Consider the following 18,763-nt stretch of genomic DNA (forward strand, 5'->3'; position numbering starts at 1 on the left):
CTAAGACTTCTACAATATGGTCTGTAAGCTTATATTGAATTCTCGCATTTTTTGATGATCCCGCTCAATTCTTCCTCAATCCCATCCTCCCAGCCCAAGAAAGTCGTTATTGGCATGTCTGGTGGGGTAGATTCGTCGGTGGCTGCCTGGATGCTCAAAGAGCAAGGCTTTGAAGTTATTGGCCTTTTTATGAAAAATTGGGAGGATGACGATAACGACGAGTACTGTTCTGCTCGTCAAGACTGGCTCGATGTGGTTTCAGTCGCCGATTTGATCGGAATAGACGTCGAAGCAGTCAATTTTGCTGCTGAATACCGTGAGCGCGTATTTGCTGATTTCTTGCGCGAGTACGCTGCAGGGCGAACACCCAATCCTGATGTTTTATGTAATGCCGAAATTAAGTTCAAAGCTTTCTTAGATCACGCCATGAGTTTCGGTGCGGATGCGATTGCAACAGGGCACTATGCGCGCGTGCGTCATGAAGGTGGCAGAGTACAGTTGTTGAAAGCTGTCGATGCCAGTAAGGACCAAAGTTATTTCTTACATCGCTTAACGCAGCAACAATTGGCAAACGTGATGTTCCCGCTTGGAGAAATTCCAAAAACGGAAGTCAGAAAAATTGCAGAGAAAATTGGTTTGCACAATGCTAAAAAGAAAGACTCCACCGGTATTTGCTTTATTGGTGAACGTCCTTTTAGAGAATTCTTAAATCGTTATTTACCGCGCGTACCTGGCCCGATAAAAACCCCAGAAGGTAAAACAGTTGGCGAGCATATGGGCTTAGCCTTCTTCACCTTAGGTCAGCGCAAAGGTATTGGTTTGGGTGGTAGTCAAGATGGCAATGGTGACGCTTGGTATGTAGCGCGCAAGGATATTCCTAATAACACCCTGTATGTAGCCCAAGGCCACGAACACCCGTGGCTATTGGCTAATCAGCTTTCTGCCATGGATGCCAGTTGGGTTTCTGGTGTGGTACCAACACCTGGAAGTTATTCTGCTAAGACTCGTTATCGGCAAGCAGATTCTGCTTGTATATTGAGTTCTGGTAATGAAGCGCTGAGTTTTGACTTGAGTTTTCCAGAAGCGCAGTGGGCTGTTACACCTGGACAATCCGCTGTTCTTTATGACGGAGACGTTTGTTTAGGTGGTGGAATTATTTCTTCATAATTTTAATCAGCAAGCAGCGGATACAAAAATGCCAATCAGTTTTGATTGGCATTTTTTAATTAAGCGGTAAGTGAATTAGGCGGCCGGTGGTTCAGTTTCAATAAAGGAAGGTCGCTGTAATAATTTTTGATACAGGCGATCTAAATTTGGATACTGGGTTTGCCATTTCACTTCCGGAAAGCGAAATAATAAATATCCGATTGCGCAACCTACGGCGATATCTGCCAATGTAAGTTGATTGCCATGACACCAGGCATTTCCACCCAGTTGCTCGGACATGTGACGCAGCCCCACATCAATTTTGCTCATTTGACGATCTACCCATGCCTGGCTCTGTTGTTCGGTTGGGCGCCATGTGAGTTCTAGACGAGCCAAAATACTCGCATCGACAATTCCGTCTGCTAGTGCTTCCCAGGTTTTTACTGCGGCACGCTCACGGTTATCGGCAGGAATGAGCTTGCTTACTGGGCTGAGGCCGTCGGCATATTCGGCAATGACGCGGGAGTCGTAAATGGCCTCTCCATCGTCAGCCATAAGGCAAGGAACCTTCCCTAGGGGGTTGTTAAGGGCTATTTTGGTGTCTGCAGCCCATACATTCTCTAATTCGAGGTCAACATCAACCTTTTTCTCGTTAAAAACAATGCGTACTTTACGCACATAGGGGCTAGTAAGGGATCCGATAAGTTTCATGGGCTCAAGTATAGCCATCCTATTTGGGCTTTGCTGTACGCCGGAACGCATTAAAATCAGCTTTTATTGACATATTCAATGCAAAGGCAATATTCGTGAGTCAGCCGCTTTCAACCCTCAATGCCCTTTCACCCCTAGATGGCCGTTATGCCGGAAAACTGGATGCCTTACGCCCCTGGCTTTCCGAAGCCGCTTTTATGCGTCAGCGTGTTTTTGTGGAAATTCATTGGCTCTTAGCTTTGGCTGCTGCCGGCTTGCCTGATGTTCCAAAAATTAATGCTGCTGACGAAGCTTTTTTGCTTTCGCTCCCAGAAAACTTTTCAGATGCAGATGCTCAGCGTATTAAAGATATCGAAGCGGTAACGAACCACGACGTAAAAGCAGTTGAATATTTCTTAAAAGAAAAGGTTGCTGGACGACCAGATTTGTTGAAAGCAAGTGAGTTTATTCACTTTGCCTGTACATCAGAAGATATTAACAATACTTCTCACGGTTTAATGTTGCGCGGTGCACGTGATGAGGTTCTATTGCCTCAACTCAGAAAAGTACTCTCAGTACTGACTGATCTCGCGATTGAGAACGCTAAAGTGCCTTTGCTCTCTCGCACTCATGGCCAGCCAGCTTCACCAAGCACTTTGGGTAAAGAGATTGCCAATATTGCCAAGCGTTTAGAGCGCGCGATCGAGTCTATCGCTGCCGCTCCTTTGCTGGGCAAGATGAATGGCGCAGTGGGTAATTACAATGCTCACATGTCAGCCTATCCTGATTTTGATTGGGAAAATTTTTCCAAGAGTGTGGTTGAGAAGCGTCTAGGTTTAACGTTCAATCCTTACACCATTCAAATTGAGCCACACGATGGTATGGCTCAGCTCTTTGATGCGATCGCTCGTGCTAATACGATTCTTTTGGATATGGATCGCGACTTCTGGGCTTACATCTCGGTTGGCTACTTTAAGCAGCGCACTAAAGCAGGTGAGATCGGTTCATCTACGATGCCGCATAAAGTGAACCCGATTGATTTTGAAAACTCTGAAGGTAACTTGGGTGTTGCCAACGCATTGCTGCGTCACCTTGCAGAAAAATTACCAATCTCTCGTTGGCAACGTGACTTGACTGACTCTACTGTCTTGCGCAATCTAGGTCCTGCATTTGGCCATAGCGTATTGGCTTATGACAGCGCCTTGCGCGGCCTTGGTAAGTTAGAGGTAAATCATGCTGCAATCGCTGCTGATTTAGACGCATGTTGGGAAGTATTGGCTGAGCCGGTACAAACTGTGATGCGCCGTTATGGTATCGAGAATCCCTATGAGCAGTTAAAAGAATTGACTCGTGGCAAAGGGATTAATCAAGCAGATCTGCAAACCTTTATTCGTGGTTTGAAGATTCCTGAGGATGCAAAAGTACGCTTGTTGGAGATGACACCATCTTCTTACTTAGGTAAGGCGGTCGAGTTGACCGAACGTCTCAAAAAGTGAGCTTGACTCCCAATTCAGAATACGGGGCGCGTCCCCGGATCTGGTTTGCTGCTTATCAATTGCTATGGCACCTCTTATTGCCATTAGCATTTATACGTCTAGCTTGGCGTGCACGTCATGCCTTCTCCTATCTTCATCACATTCCTGAGCGATTGGGCTTTGGCTACAGCAAGCCTATTTCTCAAGGCTCTATTTGGATTCATGCGGTATCAGTTGGTGAGACGCGCGCTGCACAACCTTTGATTGAGGCTTATTTAGCTAAGGGCGAATCTATTTTGCTCACCCACATGACTTTGAATGGCCGCCGTACTGGCAAGCAGTTATTTGCTAAAGAGATTGCTGCTGGGCAAATTCGACAAGTCTATTTGCCTTATGACATATGTTGGGCTGTGGAGCATTTCTTGCAGACCTTTAAACCAAAGCTGGGCCTTTTCATGGAAACCGAGGCGTGGCCGACTGTGGTCTTTCGTTGCAAAGAAATTGGCTTACCCCTATTTCTAATGAATGCTCGCCTTTCCGAGAGAAGTGCCCGACGTGTTAATCGATTTGGTGAAGCGGGGCGCGCATTATTTCAGGCCTTTACAGGAATCCTGGCACAGACTGAGTTTGATGCTGGGCGTTACCGTAGCCTAGGCGTTAAAAATATTGTTATTACCGGCAATCTGAAATTTGATGTTCCACTCGATCCGAAATTGCTTGCTGAGGGTAAAGAATGGCAGAGGGAGCTACATGCTGGAAATCGCTTGATGGTTTGTGCAGCGAGCACGCGCGATGGAGAGGAGGCCATCATTCTGAAGGCTTGGAAAGATTTGCTCTTAAGCAATGCATTTGCAACTCCTCCATTACTTTGTTTTGTCCCGCGCCATCCCGAGCGCTTCGCAGAAGTAGCAGATCAAATTAACAATGCTAGTTTCAAGTTTCGCCGTCGTAGCGAGTGGTCTGGTACTCCAAGTGAGTGCGCTGGATTGGATGTTGTTCTAGGTGACTCCATGGGTGAGATGCCGATGTATTACAGCGCTTCTGACTTAGTGCTAATGGGCGGAAGCTTGCTGCCCTTTGGAGGTCAAAACTTGATTGAGGCTTGTGCAGCTGGCTGTCCTGTTCTTTTGGGTGAGCATACCTATAACTTTCAACAGGCTGCCTTAGATGCGATTAATAGTGGTGCTGCTAAACGCATTCATGGCGAATTGCTTTTAACGGAGCCAATAGCCTTAATGGAAGCTTTGAAAGAGTTGCTTCTAAATGCTAATGAGTTAGCAAAGATGAGTGCGGCCGCTAAGTCTTATTCAACAGAGCATCAAGGTGCAACTAACAGAATCTTAGCTGCCCTTAATCAACAAAACTAACGCTGAACTAAAAAGTCTAAGTTAGACCCGTGCCCCGTAGTTGGGATCATCTTTGCGGGCATCATCATCCGGCTTTTTATCGCCCTTCACTAAATCTTCGCGTGTAACACCAAGCCACATGGCCAATGCCGCAGCAACGAAGACTGAAGAGTAGATACCAAACAAAATACCAATGGTCAGTGCTAGTGCAAAGTAGAAGAGTGTTGGGCCTCCAAAGACTAACATTGCCAGGACCATCATCTCAGTACTGCCGTGAGTGATTACGGTACGGCTGATAGTGCTTGTAATTGCGTTATCAATGATTTCACGGGTATTCATCTTGCGATATTTACGGAAGTTCTCACGAATACGGTCAAAGATCACCACAGATTCATTTACTGAATAGCCCAGAACCGCAAGAACGGCTGCCAATACTGAGAGGGAGAACTCCCATTGGAAGAAGGCAAAGAAGCCCAGGATGATGACAACGTCATGTAAATTCGCAATGATGCCGGCAAGCGCAAACTTCCACTCAAAGCGGAAGGATAGATACACCACGATGCCAATGATTACAAAGATGAGTGCTTTTAAGCCGTCAATGGCCAACTCTTGACCCACCTGTGGACCAACAAACTCAACACGTTGCAATTTCACGCCAGTCGTTGCTGGTTCAAGCGCTTGCATTACTGCCGTGCTCTGATCAGCAGAAGAAATCAATTTACCTTCAGCATCTTTTTGCAATGGTAGGCGAATCATGACATCGCGTGAGCTACCAAAGTTCTGAATCTGAGTATCTGCATAGCCCAACTTATCAACCTTGGTACGAATAGAGTCCAAGGGTGCAGTTTGTGGATAGCTGACTTCCATCACCGTTCCACCAGTAAATTCGATGGAGAGATGCAGGCCGTTATGCCAGAGGAAAAAGACTGCAGCTAAAAAAGTAACTAAAGAAATCGCATTAAGCACCAATGCATGGCGCATAAAGGGAATATCTTTTTTGATCCGGAAAAATTCCATGACTTATTTCTCCTGTGGACGCCAAACTTGGCCGATAGCGAGTTTTTGAATCTTCTTATGTCTGCCGTACCAGAGGTTAACAAGGCCACGTGAGAAGAAGACAGCCGAGAACATTGAAGTCAGAATACCTAAACAGTGAACTACTGCGAAGCCTTTGATGGGGCCTGATCCAAATGCCAATAAGGCTAGACCAGCAATCAAAGTCGTTACGTTAGAGTCCAGAATCGTTGCCCAGGCTTTGTCGAAGCCGACAGAAATGGCTGTTTGTGGTGAAGCTCCGTTACGTAATTCTTCACGAATACGCTCGTTAATTAACACGTTGGAGTCAATCGCCATACCCAGAGCTAAGGCCATTGCAGCGATGCCCGGCAAAGTGAGTGTGGCTTGCAGCATCGATAGCACTGAGATGAGTAAGAACAAGTTCACCGCTAAAGCGACAACGGAGAAAGTGCCAAACAGCAAGTAGTAGACCATCATAAAAATCGCGATCGCAGTAAACCCGATCAAGAGCGACTTAAAGCCCTTCTCAATATTTTCTGCTCCAAGGCTTGGTCCAATAGTACGTTCTTCAATGATTTCCATTGGTGCTGCTAATGATCCAGCGCGCAAGAGCAGCGCTAAGTCATTAGCGCTCTCGGTAGTTGGTTGACCAGTGATTTGGAACTTAGAGCCAAACTCACTTTGAATGGTAGCGATTGTGAGTACTTCACCTTTACCTTTTTCAAACAAGATCATGCCCATCGGCTTACCGATATTTTCGCGAGTCACTTCCTGCATAACGCGACCACCAGCAGCATCTAGGGAGATGTTTACAGCAGGACGTTGGTTTTGGTCAAAGCCAGCGCTAGCATCCGTAATACGATCTCCACTGAAGATCACTGATTTTTTAAATACACCCAAGCGATTTTCACCAAAGCGGAAAGTATCCATGCCTGGAGGAGGAGTTTCGCCTAAGCCGATGGTAGACGCCAAGGGGTCAGCTAAGCGAGACTCTAGAGTTGCTGTACGACCGATGATGTCTTTGGCACGAGCAGTATCCTGTACGCCAGGTAACTGCACCACAATGCGCTCAGCACCTTGTTGTTGAATCACTGGTTCTTTAACCGCCAATTCGTTCACACGCTTATTCAGGGTAATGATATTTTGCTTAACGGCGTTATCTTGAATGGCTTTAAGGGCGGATGGTTTAAATTCACCTACTAGCTTAGGTAACGAGCCATTTGATTTAATAAGCCAAATTAGTTCAGGTTGTGCCGTTGTTAGCAATGAGCGTGCCTGTTCAGCATCTTCGACATTGGCGAAATTGATCGATATGGAATCAGCGCCACGCTCAATACCTTGATGGCGAATGCTCTTGTCACGTAATTGACTGCGAATATCGCCTGCCAAGGAAGTCACTTTTTTCTGGACTGCGCCCTTCATATCCACTTGCAAGAGGAAATAGACGCCGCCACGCAAATCAAGACCTAGTGGCATTGGTAATGCGTTGATTGCACTTAACCAGCCCGGTGTATTGGATAGCAGGTTTAAGGCAACGGTGTAGTTGGGATCATTTTGATCAACATTTAATTTCTGTTGCAAGAGATCACGTGCGCGCAACTGAATGTCAGTGTTATTGAAGCGAACTTTGATAGAGCCTACATTGCCAGCGACTTCGAAGAAGAGACCGGTGTTACTAATGTTGGCTTCCGTCAGAATTTTTTCGACACGAGCCTGCGTTGCCAAATCAACCTTGATGGTTGGCTTGGCAGACGAGACTTGAACCGCTGGAGCCTCACCATAGAAATTGGGTAATGAATATAGTCCGCCGATCAGTAATGCAGCGGCAATGACTAGATATTTCCAGAGAGGGTAGCGATTCATATTGAGATACTTTTAAACAAATAAATTAAGCAGACTTCAGAGTGCCTTTTGGCAATACTGTAGTGATGGCACCTTTTTGCATGTGCACTTCAGTGCCAGCAGAAATTTCAACGGTAACCACTTGGTCTTTCAATGCTGTTACTTTGCCCATGATGCCGCCAACAGTAACAACCTCATCACCAACGCCTAATGACTCGAGCATTGCCTTAGTTTCTTTTTGACGCTTCATTTGTGGGCGAATCATGATGAAGTACAAAACTGCAAACATCAAAATTAAAGGGAGAAAGCTCATCAAGCCACTGGAATCTGCGCCCGCTGCAGGAGCTTGGGCAAAAGCGTTACTAATCCACATACAAAACCTCCGTTAATTACCAATTAAAAACTGCGATATTTTTCGACCTTTAAACCGGTGGCCGTAACCCGCAATTCTAAACTGTGTGGGGCTTTGGAGGTGATTTACAGGGGGTTTTGCCCCCTGTAGGGCTATTAGTCCTGTCCAGGCTCAACACCACGCTGGCGATTGCTATGAAATTCCTCACGATATGCGCTAAAGCGGTCTTTGCTGAGAGCCTCACGGACCTCTGTCATCAGCTGGAGGTAGTAGGACAGGTTATGGATGGTGTTTAGCTGAGACCCTAGGATCTCATTCGCCTTTTGAAGGTGATTTAAGTAGGATCTAGTGAAGTTTTGGCAGGTATAGCAGGCACAGGTTGGGTCTACTGGGCGATCATCGTCCTTATACCCAGAATTTCGTAGTTTAAGGTCGCCAAAGCGAGTGAAAAGCCAGCCATTGCGGGCGTTACGGGTTGGCATCACGCAATCAAACATATCAATACCTAGGCTAACGCCCAACATTAGATCTTCTGGAGTACCAACGCCCATTAGGTAATGAGGCATATGTTCTGGCAATTTAGGGGCAGTGAAATTCAGAATCCGCTCAAACTCGGGTTTAGGCTCTCCCACTGATAAGCCGCCAATAGCAATCCCATCAAAACCTTGCTGACTTACGGCATCCAAAGAAAATTCACGAAGATTCTCGAACATGCCGCCTTGAACGATGCCAAAGAGTCCGTTGCCTGTATTTAGTTCGCGAAAACGCTTAATGGAGCGATCACCCCAGCGCAAAGACATTTCTAGCGATGCACGGGCTGTTTTTTCCGAGGTAGGTTGACCTTTGATTTCATAAGGAGTGCATTCATCAAACTGCATCGCGATATCGCTATTGAGCACCGCCTGAATTTCCATTGACACTTCTGGAGACATAAATAATTTGTCGCCATTGATTGGAGATGCAAAGGTCACGCCCTCTTCAGAGATCTTGCGCAGCGCGCCCAAACTAAATACCTGAAAGCCGCCAGAGTCAGTGAGGATCGGTTTGTCCCAACCCATAAAACGATGCAAGCCACCATGTTTTTTAATGACATCTAATCCTGGCCTTAACCAGAGATGAAAAGTGTTACCTAAAATAATTTGGGCTTTGGCCTCATTCAAGTCACGCGGCGTCATTGCTTTGACGGTGCCATACGTTCCCACAGGCATAAAGATGGGCGTTTGCACGCTACCATGCGGAAGGTCGAGTTGACCAAGACGAGCTGGGCTTTGCGAGTCGCGCGCCAATATGTTGAAGTGAACAGGTTTGGTCATAACTGTGGATTCTCGAGTCGACAAAGAAACATCGCATCTCCATAGCTGAAGAAACGATACTTCTGATGAATGGAATGTTGATAAGCGGCGCGAATGTTTTCCATTCCCGCAAAAGCACTGACCAACATTAATAAGGTAGATTTTGGCAGATGAAAGTTGGTAAGCAAACAATCTACAGTTTTAAATTGGTAGCCTGGGGTAATAAAGAGATTGGTCTCGCCGCTACTTTGCCCGCTAGCAGCCTGGCTCTCGAGTGCGCGCAGACTGGTAGTGCCTACCGCAACAACTCTGCCACCATTTTTCTTGGTGGCCTCAATAGCTTCTAATGTCTCATTGGGAATGGAGAACCATTCGTAGTGCATCTTATGTTTTGAAAGATCTTCTTCGCGCACGGGCGTAAATGTTCCTGCCCCCACATGTAGTGTGACAGCTGCTTGTTGAATGCCTAATTTCTTAAGTTCTTGCAAGATAGATTCATCAAAATGTAGGCCTGCTGTTGGGGCAGCTACCGCCCCTGGATTTTTGGCGACGACTGTTTGATAACGCTGCGCGTCTTCTCCATCAGGTTGATGCTCAATGTAGGGCGGTAATGGGAGCTCACCAAAACGTTCAAGCAAGGAAAATACATTTTCCGGAAAGCGAACCTCATAAAAACGTCCGTCATACCCAATCATCTCTACAGGAAAGGTTTCGCCAGCCTGATTGTGAATATGAACAGTGGTTCCAGTCTTAGGTACCTTGGAGGCTCTAATTTGAACCCAGGCCTGCTTTTCGCCGCTAATGCGTTCAATGAGCAGCTCCACGTTCCCGCCAGTCTCCTTTTTGCCGTGTAAGCGCGCAGGAATAACCTTGGTGTCATTAAAGACTAATAAGTCCCCGGGCTGAACAATGCTCAGAATGTCCTTAAACTGTCGATCTACCAATTGGACGTGATTTGGCCCATCAGCCTTGACCTCTAAGAGGCGGCTATCGGTTCTATTCGCCAAAGGATGTTGGGCGATTAGTTCGGGTGGGAGTTCGTAATTAAAGTCGGAGAGTTGCATAGCATTACCATCAGGTATTAGATTTTAACGATGACTACTAAACAAGCGCCAAGTACACTCCAAAAGATGGGTTTAGACAGCCCTATGGCCCTTGCTTTGCACTTGCCATCCCGTTATGAGGATGAGACCGAGCTGCTCACGATCGAGGAGGCCATACATCAGGGTAGATTTAACTCAGCCCAGACCCAGGGTGTAGTTATTCGCAATCAGGTCTTATTTAGGCCCAGAAGGCAGATGGTGGTGACCATCGAGGATGAGACTGAAACCTTAAATCTACGCTTCCTGAACTTCTACCCTAGCCAGCAAAAACAAATGGCTGTCGGGGTCAATATTCGAGTCCGCGGTGAAGTGCGTGAAGGTTTTCAGGGTCCAGAGATGGTGCACCCTACGGTGAGAGCTGTCGCTCCAGATACACCTTTACCTGCTAGTTTGACTCCAGTTTATCCAGCAAGTGTTGGAGTCTCGCAAACCATTATTCGTAAAGCAGTGTCACAAGCCTTACGTGACCCAAGCCTGCAAGATAGTCTGGCTGAGTTCTTGCCCAAAGAGCTGATGGCAGAGCTACTGCCTAGTCATGATTGGCCAAACTTGCAAGAGGCGATTATCTATTTACATCAACCGCCTGCCGATGCCAATACTCAGGCATTGCTAGAGCGTACTCATCCTGCTTGGCGTCGAGTGCAGTTTGAGGAACTCCTTGCTCAGCAAATTTCGTTAAAGCGTGCGCATGCGATTCGTCGGGAGCGGCATGCACCTAGTTTTGTAAAAAATAAAGATGAGAGTAAGGGCAAGAAAGAGCGGCAAAGCTTTGAAGCGGGCTTGCTGAAAGTATTGCCTTTTAAATTAACTAATGCTCAAGATCGTGTTTGGTCTGAAATGAGTCATGACCTTTCTCAATCATTCCCGATGAATCGCCTTTTACAAGGGGACGTAGGTAGCGGCAAGACTGTAGTAGCGGCCTTGGCTGCAGCGCGGGCAATGGATCATGGCTATCAAGCTGCCATCATGGCGCCTACGGAAATATTGGCTGAGCAACACTATCTCAAAATGAAGGAATGGTTTGAGCCTTTAGGGGTACGAATCGCTTGGCTGTCAGGGAGTCTGAAAGCCAAAGAAAAAAGATTGGCACAAGAGGTAATCGAAAATGGGCAAGCCCAACTCATTATTGGTACGCATGCTCTTATTCAAGAAAACGTGAGCTTTGCCAAACTTGGCCTCGCAGTGATTGATGAGCAACATCGCTTCGGAGTGAGGCAGCGTTTAGAGATTCAGCAGCGCGTTGGGTCGGAATTGTTTTACTGCCATCAATTAATGATGTCTGCGACACCAATACCACGCACTTTAGCGATGACCTACTATGCTGACTTAGATGTCTCTGTCATCGATGAATTGCCTCCTGGTCGAAAACCGATTGCTACCAAGGTAGTTAAAGCCGGCCGCCGTGATGAGGTGATCGGTGGTTTGCAAAGTTGGTTATCCAAGGACTTGCAAGCGTACTGGGTTTGCCCTCTGATTGAAGAATCTGAAGTACTGCAATTGCAAACAGCAGTTGAGAGCTTCGAGCAACTGACTCAGGCTTTACCTGACTTTAAGGTTGGCTTAGTGCATGGCAGATTAAAAGCAGAAGAAAAAGCGGCAGTCATGGCTGCCTTCAAGGCAAATGAGATTCAGCTTTTAGTGGCTACTACGGTAATTGAGGTTGGGGTAGACGTACCTAATGCGGCGTTAATGGTGATTGAGCATGCTGAGCGTTTTGGTTATGCCCAGATTCATCAATTGCGTGGGCGCGTAGGCAGGGGGTCTGCAGATTCTGTTTGTATTTTGATGTATGCCGAGCCGCTCTCAATGGCTGCTAAGGAGCGTTTGCAAACACTGCGTGAGACCTCAGATGGTTTTGTGATTGCTGAGCGAGATTTATCTCTGCGTGGTCCGGGCGAATTATTGGGTGCGAAGCAATCTGGGGATGCGATGTTGCGCTTTGTTGATTTGCAACGCGATGCCTGGTTAATTGAGTTGGCTCAACAGGCGGCTGAGCGCTTACTCGCTGAGCATGCGGATTTGGTAGAGCGTCATTTAGAACGCTGGCTCGGATCTCGAGCAGAATTTCTGAAAGCTTGATAATTACTTTATGAATTTAAAAGATCGTTTTATTTCTTACGGGTACCTAATCAGGCTAGATAAGCCGATTGGCACGCTATTACTGTTATGGCCTACGCTCTGGGCTCTTTGGTTGGCAAGCAGTGGCGTGCCTGATTTATCTATTTTGCTGATCTTTACTGTTGGCACATTTTTGATGCGCAGTGCGGGCTGCGCAATCAACGACTATGCTGATCGTGATTTTGATCGGCATGTTAAACGGACCCAAGGCCGCCCAGTCACGAGTGGAAAAATCTCGGGTAAAGAGGCTGTAGCTGTGGCTGGAGTATTGGCCTTGATTGCGTTTTTACTCATTCAGCCCCTGAATGTATTTACAAAGCAACTATCCGTGCTTGCTTTGCTAGTAGCCTTCGTCTATCCCTTTACAAAACGCTTTTTTGCCATACCCCAAGCTGTCTTGGGTATTGCCTTTGGCTTTGGTATTCCGATGGCGTATGCGGCTATTTTGGATTTCATTCCCCTAGAGGCTTGGTTCTTATTTATTGGGAACATCTTTTGGGCAATTGCTTATGACACCGCTTATGCCATGGTTGATCGCGACGATGATCTGCGCCTAGGGTTGAGAACATCGGCCATTACTTTTGGTCAGTATGATGTCGTCGCTATAGCAATAAGCTACGGGATGCTTTTTCTGAGTCAGTTATGGGTGGCGCAATTGGCTAACTTAAGCAATTATTTTTTAGTGGGTTGGTTCGCAGCATTGGCTTGTGCGATTTATCACTTGAAGTTAGTTGCAACTCGCAATAGAGACAATTGCTTTAAAGCATTCCGCCATAACAACTGGTTAGGCGGATTTTTATTTCTGGGAATTGTGCTGGGTTTAGGTATTAACTAACTCTGGCCGAGTTCATCGCCCATCGTTTTACCGCGCTGACTGGCTGCATCAATCGCTTTTTCTAAAATTTCATACCAACCTTGTTGTTTCATGACATCTAGAGCAGCAGCAGTGGTTCCACCTTTGGAAGTGACTCTCTCGCGGAGAACACCAGCGTGCTCATCAGAGTTATGGGCGAGCTGTGTAGCACCTTCAAGAGTGGCATAAGCCAGCTTGCGCGCTGTCTCTGAGTCAAGACCGAGCTTCTCTCCAGCAGATTGCATTGCTTCTAAAAATGCAAAGACATAGGCTGGGCCACTACCAGAAACAGCAGTTACTGCATCCATCAATTTTTCTTCATTTACCCAAACGGTTTGACCTACCGCATTACAAATGGTTTCAGCTAAGGCACGATCAGATTGATCTACAGCGGCATCTGCAAAAAGACCGGTAATCCCTTTGCCAATTAAGGCTGGAGTATTTGGCATAGCGCGCACACAGCGTGTGTGATCAAGCCAGCGACTCATATCTTTTAGGCGAATGCCGGCCGCGATGCTCAGAATAAGTGGGCCGGGAGCGCTAGCATGCTTAAGTTTAGTTGCCAAACCTTTGGCAACGACATTGAAGTCTTGGGGTTTGATCGCCATCACAAGCACATTATTTTTAGAGAAGTCAAAAGCGATATGTTCTAAAGCACTAATGCCTTGAGCGCCAAAATCTTCGTGTAGCTTGAGGGCGGTTGTGGCATTTGCTTCTACAACAGAGATTTGATTGGATTCGAATCCATTAGCAAGAAGGCCGCTAATGAGGGCGCGCCCCATATTACCACCACCAATAAAGGTGATGTGTGCATTGCTATTGTTTTGTGCGATTTTGTTTGTGCTCATTTGTTAATCTTATCGCGCTTCCCGAAAATGGCTGTACCAACGCGAACTACAGTGCTGCCTTCAGCGATAGCGGCCTCTAAATCATCGGACATACCCATCGAAAGGGTGTCAAAGAACTGGTAACCAAGTTCAGTGAAATGGCTGGCCTGTATGCGCTTGAAACAATCTTGTACGGCTGCAAAAGCCTGGCGTTGCAAGACGGGGTCTGGATTAGGTGCGGGAATAGCCATCAAGCCCCGCAGAACTACGTTTGGCAGGGAGGTAATAGCGTTACAGAGCTCTTCAACTTCAACCAGGGAAATGCCGCTTTTGCTCTCTTCCTCGCTAACATTGATTTGTACGCAAACCATCAATGGCGGTAAATCTGGAAACTCGCCGCGTTGGGCGGAAAGGCGTTCTGCTATTTTGAGGCGGTCCACACTATGAACCCAATCAAAGTGTTGGGCTACTTCTCTGGTTTTATTGCTCTGCAAAGGCCCAATGAAATGCCAGTTCAACCAAGGGCGTAATTTGGCTAGCTTCTCAATTTTTTCAACGGCCTCTTGCACATAGTTTTCACCAAAGGCTGATTGACCAGCATGCATAGCTTCTTCAACTGCAGAAGCTGGAAAGGTTTTGCTAACGGCTAAAAGTTCAATATCTTCCGGCTCACGCTTTGCTGCAAGGGCAGCAAGTTCAATCCTCGCTCTGACTTGCATCAGATTAACAACAATGGAATTCATGAGGCCTTAGAAGATTTGCTAAGTAATTGATCTACGATTTCAATCCAATGCACAACTGGGGTATCTTCTTGCTGCAGATGGGTGATGCAGCCAATGTTTCCAGAAACAATAACCTCTGCACCAGATTCCTCGCAGGCAGCGTTTAAGTGAGTTAACTTGTTTTTACGAAGTTGCTCAGAGAGCTCTGGTTGAGTAACGGAGTAAGTGCCTGCAGATCCGCAGCAAAGATGGCTGTCAGCGCATAAACGCACGCCAATACCGATACTAGAAAGTAATCCCTCAACCTTGCCGCGAATTTGTTGGCCGTGTTGCAAGGTGCAAGGCGGGTGATATACGACGCCTGCTTTTGGATCTGTACCTACCAGCTGCACCAGCTCATTTTGTAGGGAAGGTAGTATTTCAGAAATATCTTTGGTCAGATCTGAAATCTTTTTCGCTTTGGCTGCGTAAATGGGATCATTTGCAAATAGATGTCCATAGTCCTTCACCATCACACCACAACCAGATGCAGTCATGACAATGGCTTCAACACCACTTTCAACCAAAGGCCACCATGCATCAATATTTTGCTTGGCATTATCTAAACCGCCAGCTTGATCATTGAGGTGATAGCGTAGTGCTCCGCAGCAAGTGGCATTGGGCGCACTAATCATTTGAATCTTTAACGCGTTAAGCACGCGCGCTGTTGCTGAATTGATATTCGGCAGCATGCCAGGCTGAACACAACCCTCTAGCAAAACCATTTTGCGCTGATGGGCTGCAGTAGGTCTTGCATAAGCATCAGTGGAATTAGCCAATGCTTTATTTACAGTCAGTGGGATCTTGCGTTTGATACCGCTTGGCATCAATGGGCGCACTAAACGACCTAGAGTCATTGCTGTATTAAATAAAGCGGGCTTAGTTAAACCTTCTTTTAGGGCCCAACGGGTCAAGCGTTGGCCGATTGGGCGCTCAGGCGTATTTTCTTCTGCCCACTTGCGACCAATGTCTATTAAGTTGCCGTATTGAACACCACTAGGGCAGGTGCTCTCGCAATTGCGACAGGTTAAACAGCGATCTAAATGCAGACGAGTCTTTTCAGTGGGTGCCTGCCCTTCTGCGATCTGCTTAATCAGATAGATGCGTCCGCGAGGCCCATCTAACTCATCGCCCAGTATTTGATAGGTAGGGCAGGTAGCCGTACAAAAACCACAGTGAACACATTTGCCCAGAATGCGGGCTGCCTCGATACCTTCCGGCGTGTTGGCAAATTGAGGAGCGAGTTGAGTTTGCATAGAAAGGCTTATGGAAGACGTTTAGTGGCGAATACACCTGAAGGATCAAAAGCTGATCTCAGGCGTTCTTGCACTGCCTCAAGGGCAAAGGAGTGAGCTTGCTCGGATAGCAAGGTAAAGCGCTGATTGCTAGGGTCTACATTGGCACCTTGTCTAAAGCGAGTTGCATGTCCGCCATGGGAATTAGCAATGACCTTGATAGCTTTAAAGGTAGCCTCATTACCAGGCGCTGTAATCCAACGTTGTTGACCATGCCACTCCAGAACAATCCCATCTGAGGCACCACTGATAGTAATTGGCCCACTGGCTGCAGGGAGTGCTAAGCGATAAAGCGTTTGATCGGCACCTAGATTGGCAAATGCAGAAAGTTTTTGCTCACGTAAATCATTCCAGAAATGTTCTGCAGTTTCAGGCTTAAGCTCAGTGGCCATAACTAAAGAACTCATGAGAGGAATTGCGGCTTTAACTGCTGCTGCCGCACCAGCAAGGCGGAAAGTTAACTCTCCATCCCCACCTTTAGATGAACCAATCCAGCAGCTTGCAGATAAAGGTAGGGGCTGTCCAGCCCATTCATTCAATATCTTGAGGGCTTTTTCTTGGGAGATCTGGCAACGTAAGGTTGTGGTCGCCGCAGGTTTAGGTAAGACCTTGACTGAGGCTTCTAACAAAAGAGCAAGCGTTCCCAAAGAGCCGGGCAGCAAACGAGAGACGTCATATCCCGCTACGTTCTTCATCACCTTACCGCCGAAGGAAAGATCTTGGCCTTTGCCATCGATAATGCGGGCACCTAATACAAAGTCACGAAAGTTACCAACAGTAATACGTCCTGGACCAGCAAGCCCAGCAGCAATAGCGCCGCCAAAGGTTGCGTTCTCACCAAAGTGTGGTGGTTCAAAAGCAAGCACCTGATTCTTTTCTTTGAGAGCCGCTTCAATTTCTTTTAGCGGAGTGCCTGCACAGGCGGTGATGACTAATTCTTCTGGCTGGTACTCCAAAATACCGGAGTAAGTACGTGTATCTAGTTTGGTGTAGCTATTCGGGTTGCCATACCAAGATTTAGTGCCACCGCCTTCAATCGAGAGCGGGGTTTTATTCTTAGCTGCATTGAGAATTTGCTTTTGGAATGCATTAATTTGTGGATGGGAATGACTCATCAGAAGCGCTCCAAGTCTGGGTGAGGCAATTGGCCGCCGCTAATACGCATACGACCATATTCAGCGCAGCGATTTAAGGTTGGGATTGCTTTATCTGGATTGAGTAATTTTTCTGGATCAAAGGCGCTCTTCACACCCCAGAAAGATTCGCGCTCACCTTCACCAAACTGCACACACATCGAATTAATTTTTTCGATACCAACACCATGCTCCCCAGTGATCGTGCCACCGAGTTCTACACAGGCTTCTAATATTTCAGTGCCGAATTCTTCTGCACGATGCCATTCTTCTTGGTCAGCACCATTAAACAAAATCAGGGGATGCATATTGCCGTCACCCGCATGGAATACGTTTAAACATCCAAGGCCATACTTTTCTTCCATGCCCTGAATGCGCTTGAGGAGCGTAGCAATATGGCGACGAGGAATGGTGCCATCCATGCAATAGTAGTCTGGGGCCAAGCGACCTGCGGCTGGGAAAGCGTTCTTACGACCACTCCAAAACTTTAAGCGTTCACCTTCATCTTTAGAAATCTGAATACCGCTTGCACCAGCCTCTTCAAGTACTTTGGTCATGCGCTCAATTTCTTCGGCAACTTCTTCTGGAGTGCCATCAGACTCGCAGAGCAAAATAGCTGCAGCTTCTAAGTCATAACCTGCATGCACAAATTCTTCTACGGCGCGAGTGGTAGCTTTGTCCATCATCTCCAAGCCAGCAGGAATGATGCCGGCTGCAATGATGGCAGCAACTGCGTTACCACCCTTTTCGATGTCATCAAAACTTGCCATGATGACGCGAGCCAATTTTGGTTTCGCTACTAACTTGACCGTAACTTCAGTAACCACTGCGAGCATGCCTTCGCTACCCATCATGATGGCGAGAAGATCGAGTCCAGGTGCATCTGGTGCTAAGCCGCCAAATTCAATGATCTCACCATTCATGAGTATTCCGCGCACACGCAGAACGTTGTGCAGAGTGAGGCCGTATTTAAGACAGTGCACGCCACCAGAGTTTTCGTTGACGTTGCCGCCAATCGAACAGGCAATCTGAGAGGAGGGGTCCGGAGCGTAATACAAACCGAGGTGGGCAACTGCTTCAGAAATAGCAAGATTGCGAACACCAGGCTGAACGACTGCAGTGCGGGTAAATGGATCGATGCTAATAATTTTCTTGAGCTTTGCTAGTGACAGCACCAATCCCTGAGAAAGAGGCATTGCGCCACCCGAGAGGCCGGTTCCTGATCCGCGAGGCACTACGGGGATTTGCATCGCGTAGCAAATCTTCAGAATTTGGGCAACTTGCTCTTCTGTTTCTGGCAGAGCTACTGCCAAAGGCATCCGACGGTAGGCGGCTAGACCATCACATTCATAGGGAATGGTGTCTTCTGGCTCCCATAGAAGGGCATGTTCCGGGAGGATTGGGCGTAAGGCCGCAACCAATTTGGACTGAAGGGCGCTAATAGCGGCTAATTCGGGGGGTGGGGTCACCATATTCATAAGAATCATTTTAGCCATTTACCTATAATTAAGCT

Annotated in this window: 16 protein-coding genes; 5 read left to right on the top strand and 11 right to left on the bottom strand. The window is 47.1% G+C overall.

Annotation, left to right across the window (positions count from 1 at the left end; translation table 11 throughout):
* Positions 1 to 54: 54 nt before the first annotated feature.
* On the top strand, positions 55 to 1,167 hold the full coding sequence (mnmA, locus tag VC188_RS01240) for a tRNA 2-thiouridine(34) synthase MnmA (protein ID WP_323482768.1): 1,113 nt from the start codon (positions 55 to 57) through the stop codon (positions 1,165 to 1,167).
* A gap of 75 nt (positions 1,168 to 1,242) precedes the next feature.
* Here the strand turns inward: mnmA and VC188_RS01245 are convergent, their stop codons facing one another.
* Positions 1,243 to 1,857, bottom strand: coding sequence for a glutathione S-transferase N-terminal domain-containing protein (locus VC188_RS01245; RefSeq protein WP_323482769.1), 615 nt, complete (start codon positions 1,855 to 1,857; stop codon positions 1,243 to 1,245).
* Between the two features lie 95 nt (positions 1,858 to 1,952).
* Between VC188_RS01245 and purB the strand changes: the two genes are divergently transcribed.
* Positions 1,953 to 3,332, top strand: a complete 1,380-nt coding sequence (gene purB, locus VC188_RS01250) for an adenylosuccinate lyase (RefSeq protein ID WP_216120359.1) — start codon at positions 1,953 to 1,955, stop codon at positions 3,330 to 3,332.
* Positions 3,329 to 4,678, top strand: a complete 1,350-nt coding sequence (locus tag VC188_RS01255; RefSeq protein ID WP_323482770.1) for a 3-deoxy-D-manno-octulosonic acid transferase — start codon at positions 3,329 to 3,331, stop codon at positions 4,676 to 4,678. The genes purB and VC188_RS01255 overlap by 4 nt, the downstream gene beginning before the upstream one ends.
* A 21-nt stretch (positions 4,679 to 4,699) precedes the next feature.
* On the opposite strand, the gene secF is transcribed toward VC188_RS01255, so the two are convergent.
* From secF to queA, 5 genes are all read right to left on the bottom strand, one after another.
* The gene (gene secF, locus VC188_RS01260) at positions 4,700 to 5,674 is read right to left on the bottom strand and encodes a protein translocase subunit SecF (RefSeq protein ID WP_323482771.1); all 975 of its coding nucleotides are present in this window, start codon (positions 5,672 to 5,674) and stop codon (positions 4,700 to 4,702) included.
* Between the two features lie 3 nt (positions 5,675 to 5,677).
* Complete coding sequence (gene secD / locus VC188_RS01265; protein WP_323482772.1) at positions 5,678 to 7,537, bottom strand: protein translocase subunit SecD; 1,860 nt, start codon at positions 7,535 to 7,537, stop codon at positions 5,678 to 5,680.
* Between the two features lie 25 nt (positions 7,538 to 7,562).
* Entirely contained in the window at positions 7,563 to 7,889 is a 327-nt protein-coding gene (yajC, locus tag VC188_RS01270; protein WP_215320955.1) for a preprotein translocase subunit YajC, read from the bottom strand.
* 134 nt (positions 7,890 to 8,023) lie between these two features.
* Positions 8,024 to 9,181, bottom strand: a complete 1,158-nt coding sequence (gene tgt, locus VC188_RS01275; RefSeq protein ID WP_215320953.1) for a tRNA guanosine(34) transglycosylase Tgt — start codon at positions 9,179 to 9,181, stop codon at positions 8,024 to 8,026.
* The gene (gene queA, locus VC188_RS01280) at positions 9,178 to 10,224 is read right to left on the bottom strand and encodes a tRNA preQ1(34) S-adenosylmethionine ribosyltransferase-isomerase QueA (protein WP_323482773.1); all 1,047 of its coding nucleotides are present in this window, start codon (positions 10,222 to 10,224) and stop codon (positions 9,178 to 9,180) included. The genes tgt and queA overlap by 4 nt, the downstream gene beginning before the upstream one ends.
* A 30-nt stretch (positions 10,225 to 10,254) precedes the next feature.
* Here queA and recG point away from each other — a divergent pair, with 30 nt between their 5' ends.
* Together recG and ubiA are read left to right on the top strand one after the other, a co-directional pair.
* The gene (gene recG / locus VC188_RS01285) at positions 10,255 to 12,342 is read left to right on the top strand and encodes an ATP-dependent DNA helicase RecG (RefSeq protein ID WP_323482774.1); all 2,088 of its coding nucleotides are present in this window, start codon (positions 10,255 to 10,257) and stop codon (positions 12,340 to 12,342) included.
* 10 nt (positions 12,343 to 12,352) lie between these two features.
* Positions 12,353 to 13,216 carry a 4-hydroxybenzoate octaprenyltransferase gene (gene ubiA / locus VC188_RS01290; protein ID WP_323482775.1) on the top strand — a complete coding sequence of 288 codons (864 nt, stop codon included), beginning with the start codon at positions 12,353 to 12,355 and terminating at the stop codon, positions 13,214 to 13,216.
* Here the strand turns inward: ubiA and proC are convergent.
* Genes proC through VC188_RS01315 form a run of 5 tightly spaced genes read right to left on the bottom strand, consistent with a single transcriptional unit; the run spans position 13,213 to position 18,722 of the window.
* Positions 13,213 to 14,082: a pyrroline-5-carboxylate reductase gene (gene proC / locus VC188_RS01295; protein ID WP_323482776.1), complete on the bottom strand. Its 870-nt coding sequence runs from the start codon at positions 14,080 to 14,082 to the stop codon at positions 13,213 to 13,215. The two genes, ubiA and proC, sit on opposite strands and share 4 nt — an antisense overlap.
* On the bottom strand, positions 14,079 to 14,804 hold the full coding sequence (locus VC188_RS01300; RefSeq protein ID WP_323482777.1) for a YggS family pyridoxal phosphate-dependent enzyme: 726 nt from the start codon (positions 14,802 to 14,804) through the stop codon (positions 14,079 to 14,081). The genes proC and VC188_RS01300 overlap by 4 nt, the downstream gene beginning before the upstream one ends.
* Positions 14,801 to 16,078, bottom strand: coding sequence for a glycolate oxidase subunit GlcF (gene glcF, locus VC188_RS01305; protein ID WP_323482778.1), 1,278 nt, complete (start codon positions 16,076 to 16,078; stop codon positions 14,801 to 14,803). Before glcF ends, VC188_RS01300 begins: the two co-directional genes overlap by 4 nt.
* A gap of 8 nt (positions 16,079 to 16,086) precedes the next feature.
* Positions 16,087 to 17,232: a glycolate oxidase subunit GlcE gene (gene glcE, locus VC188_RS01310; RefSeq protein ID WP_323482779.1), complete on the bottom strand. Its 1,146-nt coding sequence runs from the start codon at positions 17,230 to 17,232 to the stop codon at positions 16,087 to 16,089.
* Complete coding sequence (locus tag VC188_RS01315; protein ID WP_416350478.1) at positions 17,232 to 18,722, bottom strand: FAD-linked oxidase C-terminal domain-containing protein; 1,491 nt, start codon at positions 18,720 to 18,722, stop codon at positions 17,232 to 17,234. Before VC188_RS01315 ends, glcE begins: the two co-directional genes overlap by 1 nt.
* Positions 18,723 to 18,763: the final 41 nt, after the last annotated feature.

The organism is Polynucleobacter sp. MG-28-Ekke-A2 (assembly GCF_035012985.1).
Taxonomy (GTDB): domain Bacteria; phylum Pseudomonadota; class Gammaproteobacteria; order Burkholderiales; family Burkholderiaceae; genus Polynucleobacter.

Coding starts and splice junctions, on each gene's coding strand:
- proC (WP_323482776.1), bottom strand. CDS start 14,082: ATGAGCACAAACAAAATCGCACAAAACAATAGCAATGCACACATCACC.
- recG (WP_323482774.1), top strand. CDS start 10,255: ATGACTACTAAACAAGCGCCAAGTACACTCCAAAAGATGGGTTTAGAC.
- VC188_RS01300 (WP_323482777.1), bottom strand. CDS start 14,804: ATGAATTCCATTGTTGTTAATCTGATGCAAGTCAGAGCGAGGATTGAA.
- secF (WP_323482771.1), bottom strand. CDS start 5,674: ATGGAATTTTTCCGGATCAAAAAAGATATTCCCTTTATGCGCCATGCA.
- glcF (WP_323482778.1), bottom strand. CDS start 16,078: ATGCAAACTCAACTCGCTCCTCAATTTGCCAACACGCCGGAAGGTATC.
- tgt (WP_215320953.1), bottom strand. CDS start 9,181: ATGACCAAACCTGTTCACTTCAACATATTGGCGCGCGACTCGCAAAGC.
- secD (WP_323482772.1), bottom strand. CDS start 7,537: ATGAATCGCTACCCTCTCTGGAAATATCTAGTCATTGCCGCTGCATTA.
- queA (WP_323482773.1), bottom strand. CDS start 10,224: ATGCAACTCTCCGACTTTAATTACGAACTCCCACCCGAACTAATCGCC.
- VC188_RS01245 (WP_323482769.1), bottom strand. CDS start 1,857: ATGAAACTTATCGGATCCCTTACTAGCCCCTATGTGCGTAAAGTACGC.
- glcE (WP_323482779.1), bottom strand. CDS start 17,232: ATGAGTCATTCCCATCCACAAATTAATGCATTCCAAAAGCAAATTCTC.
- VC188_RS01315 (WP_416350478.1), bottom strand. CDS start 18,722: ATGGTGACCCCACCCCCCGAATTAGCCGCTATTAGCGCCCTTCAGTCC.
- yajC (WP_215320955.1), bottom strand. CDS start 7,889: ATGTGGATTAGTAACGCTTTTGCCCAAGCTCCTGCAGCGGGCGCAGAT.
- mnmA (WP_323482768.1), top strand. CDS start 55: ATGATCCCGCTCAATTCTTCCTCAATCCCATCCTCCCAGCCCAAGAAA.
- ubiA (WP_323482775.1), top strand. CDS start 12,353: ATGAATTTAAAAGATCGTTTTATTTCTTACGGGTACCTAATCAGGCTA.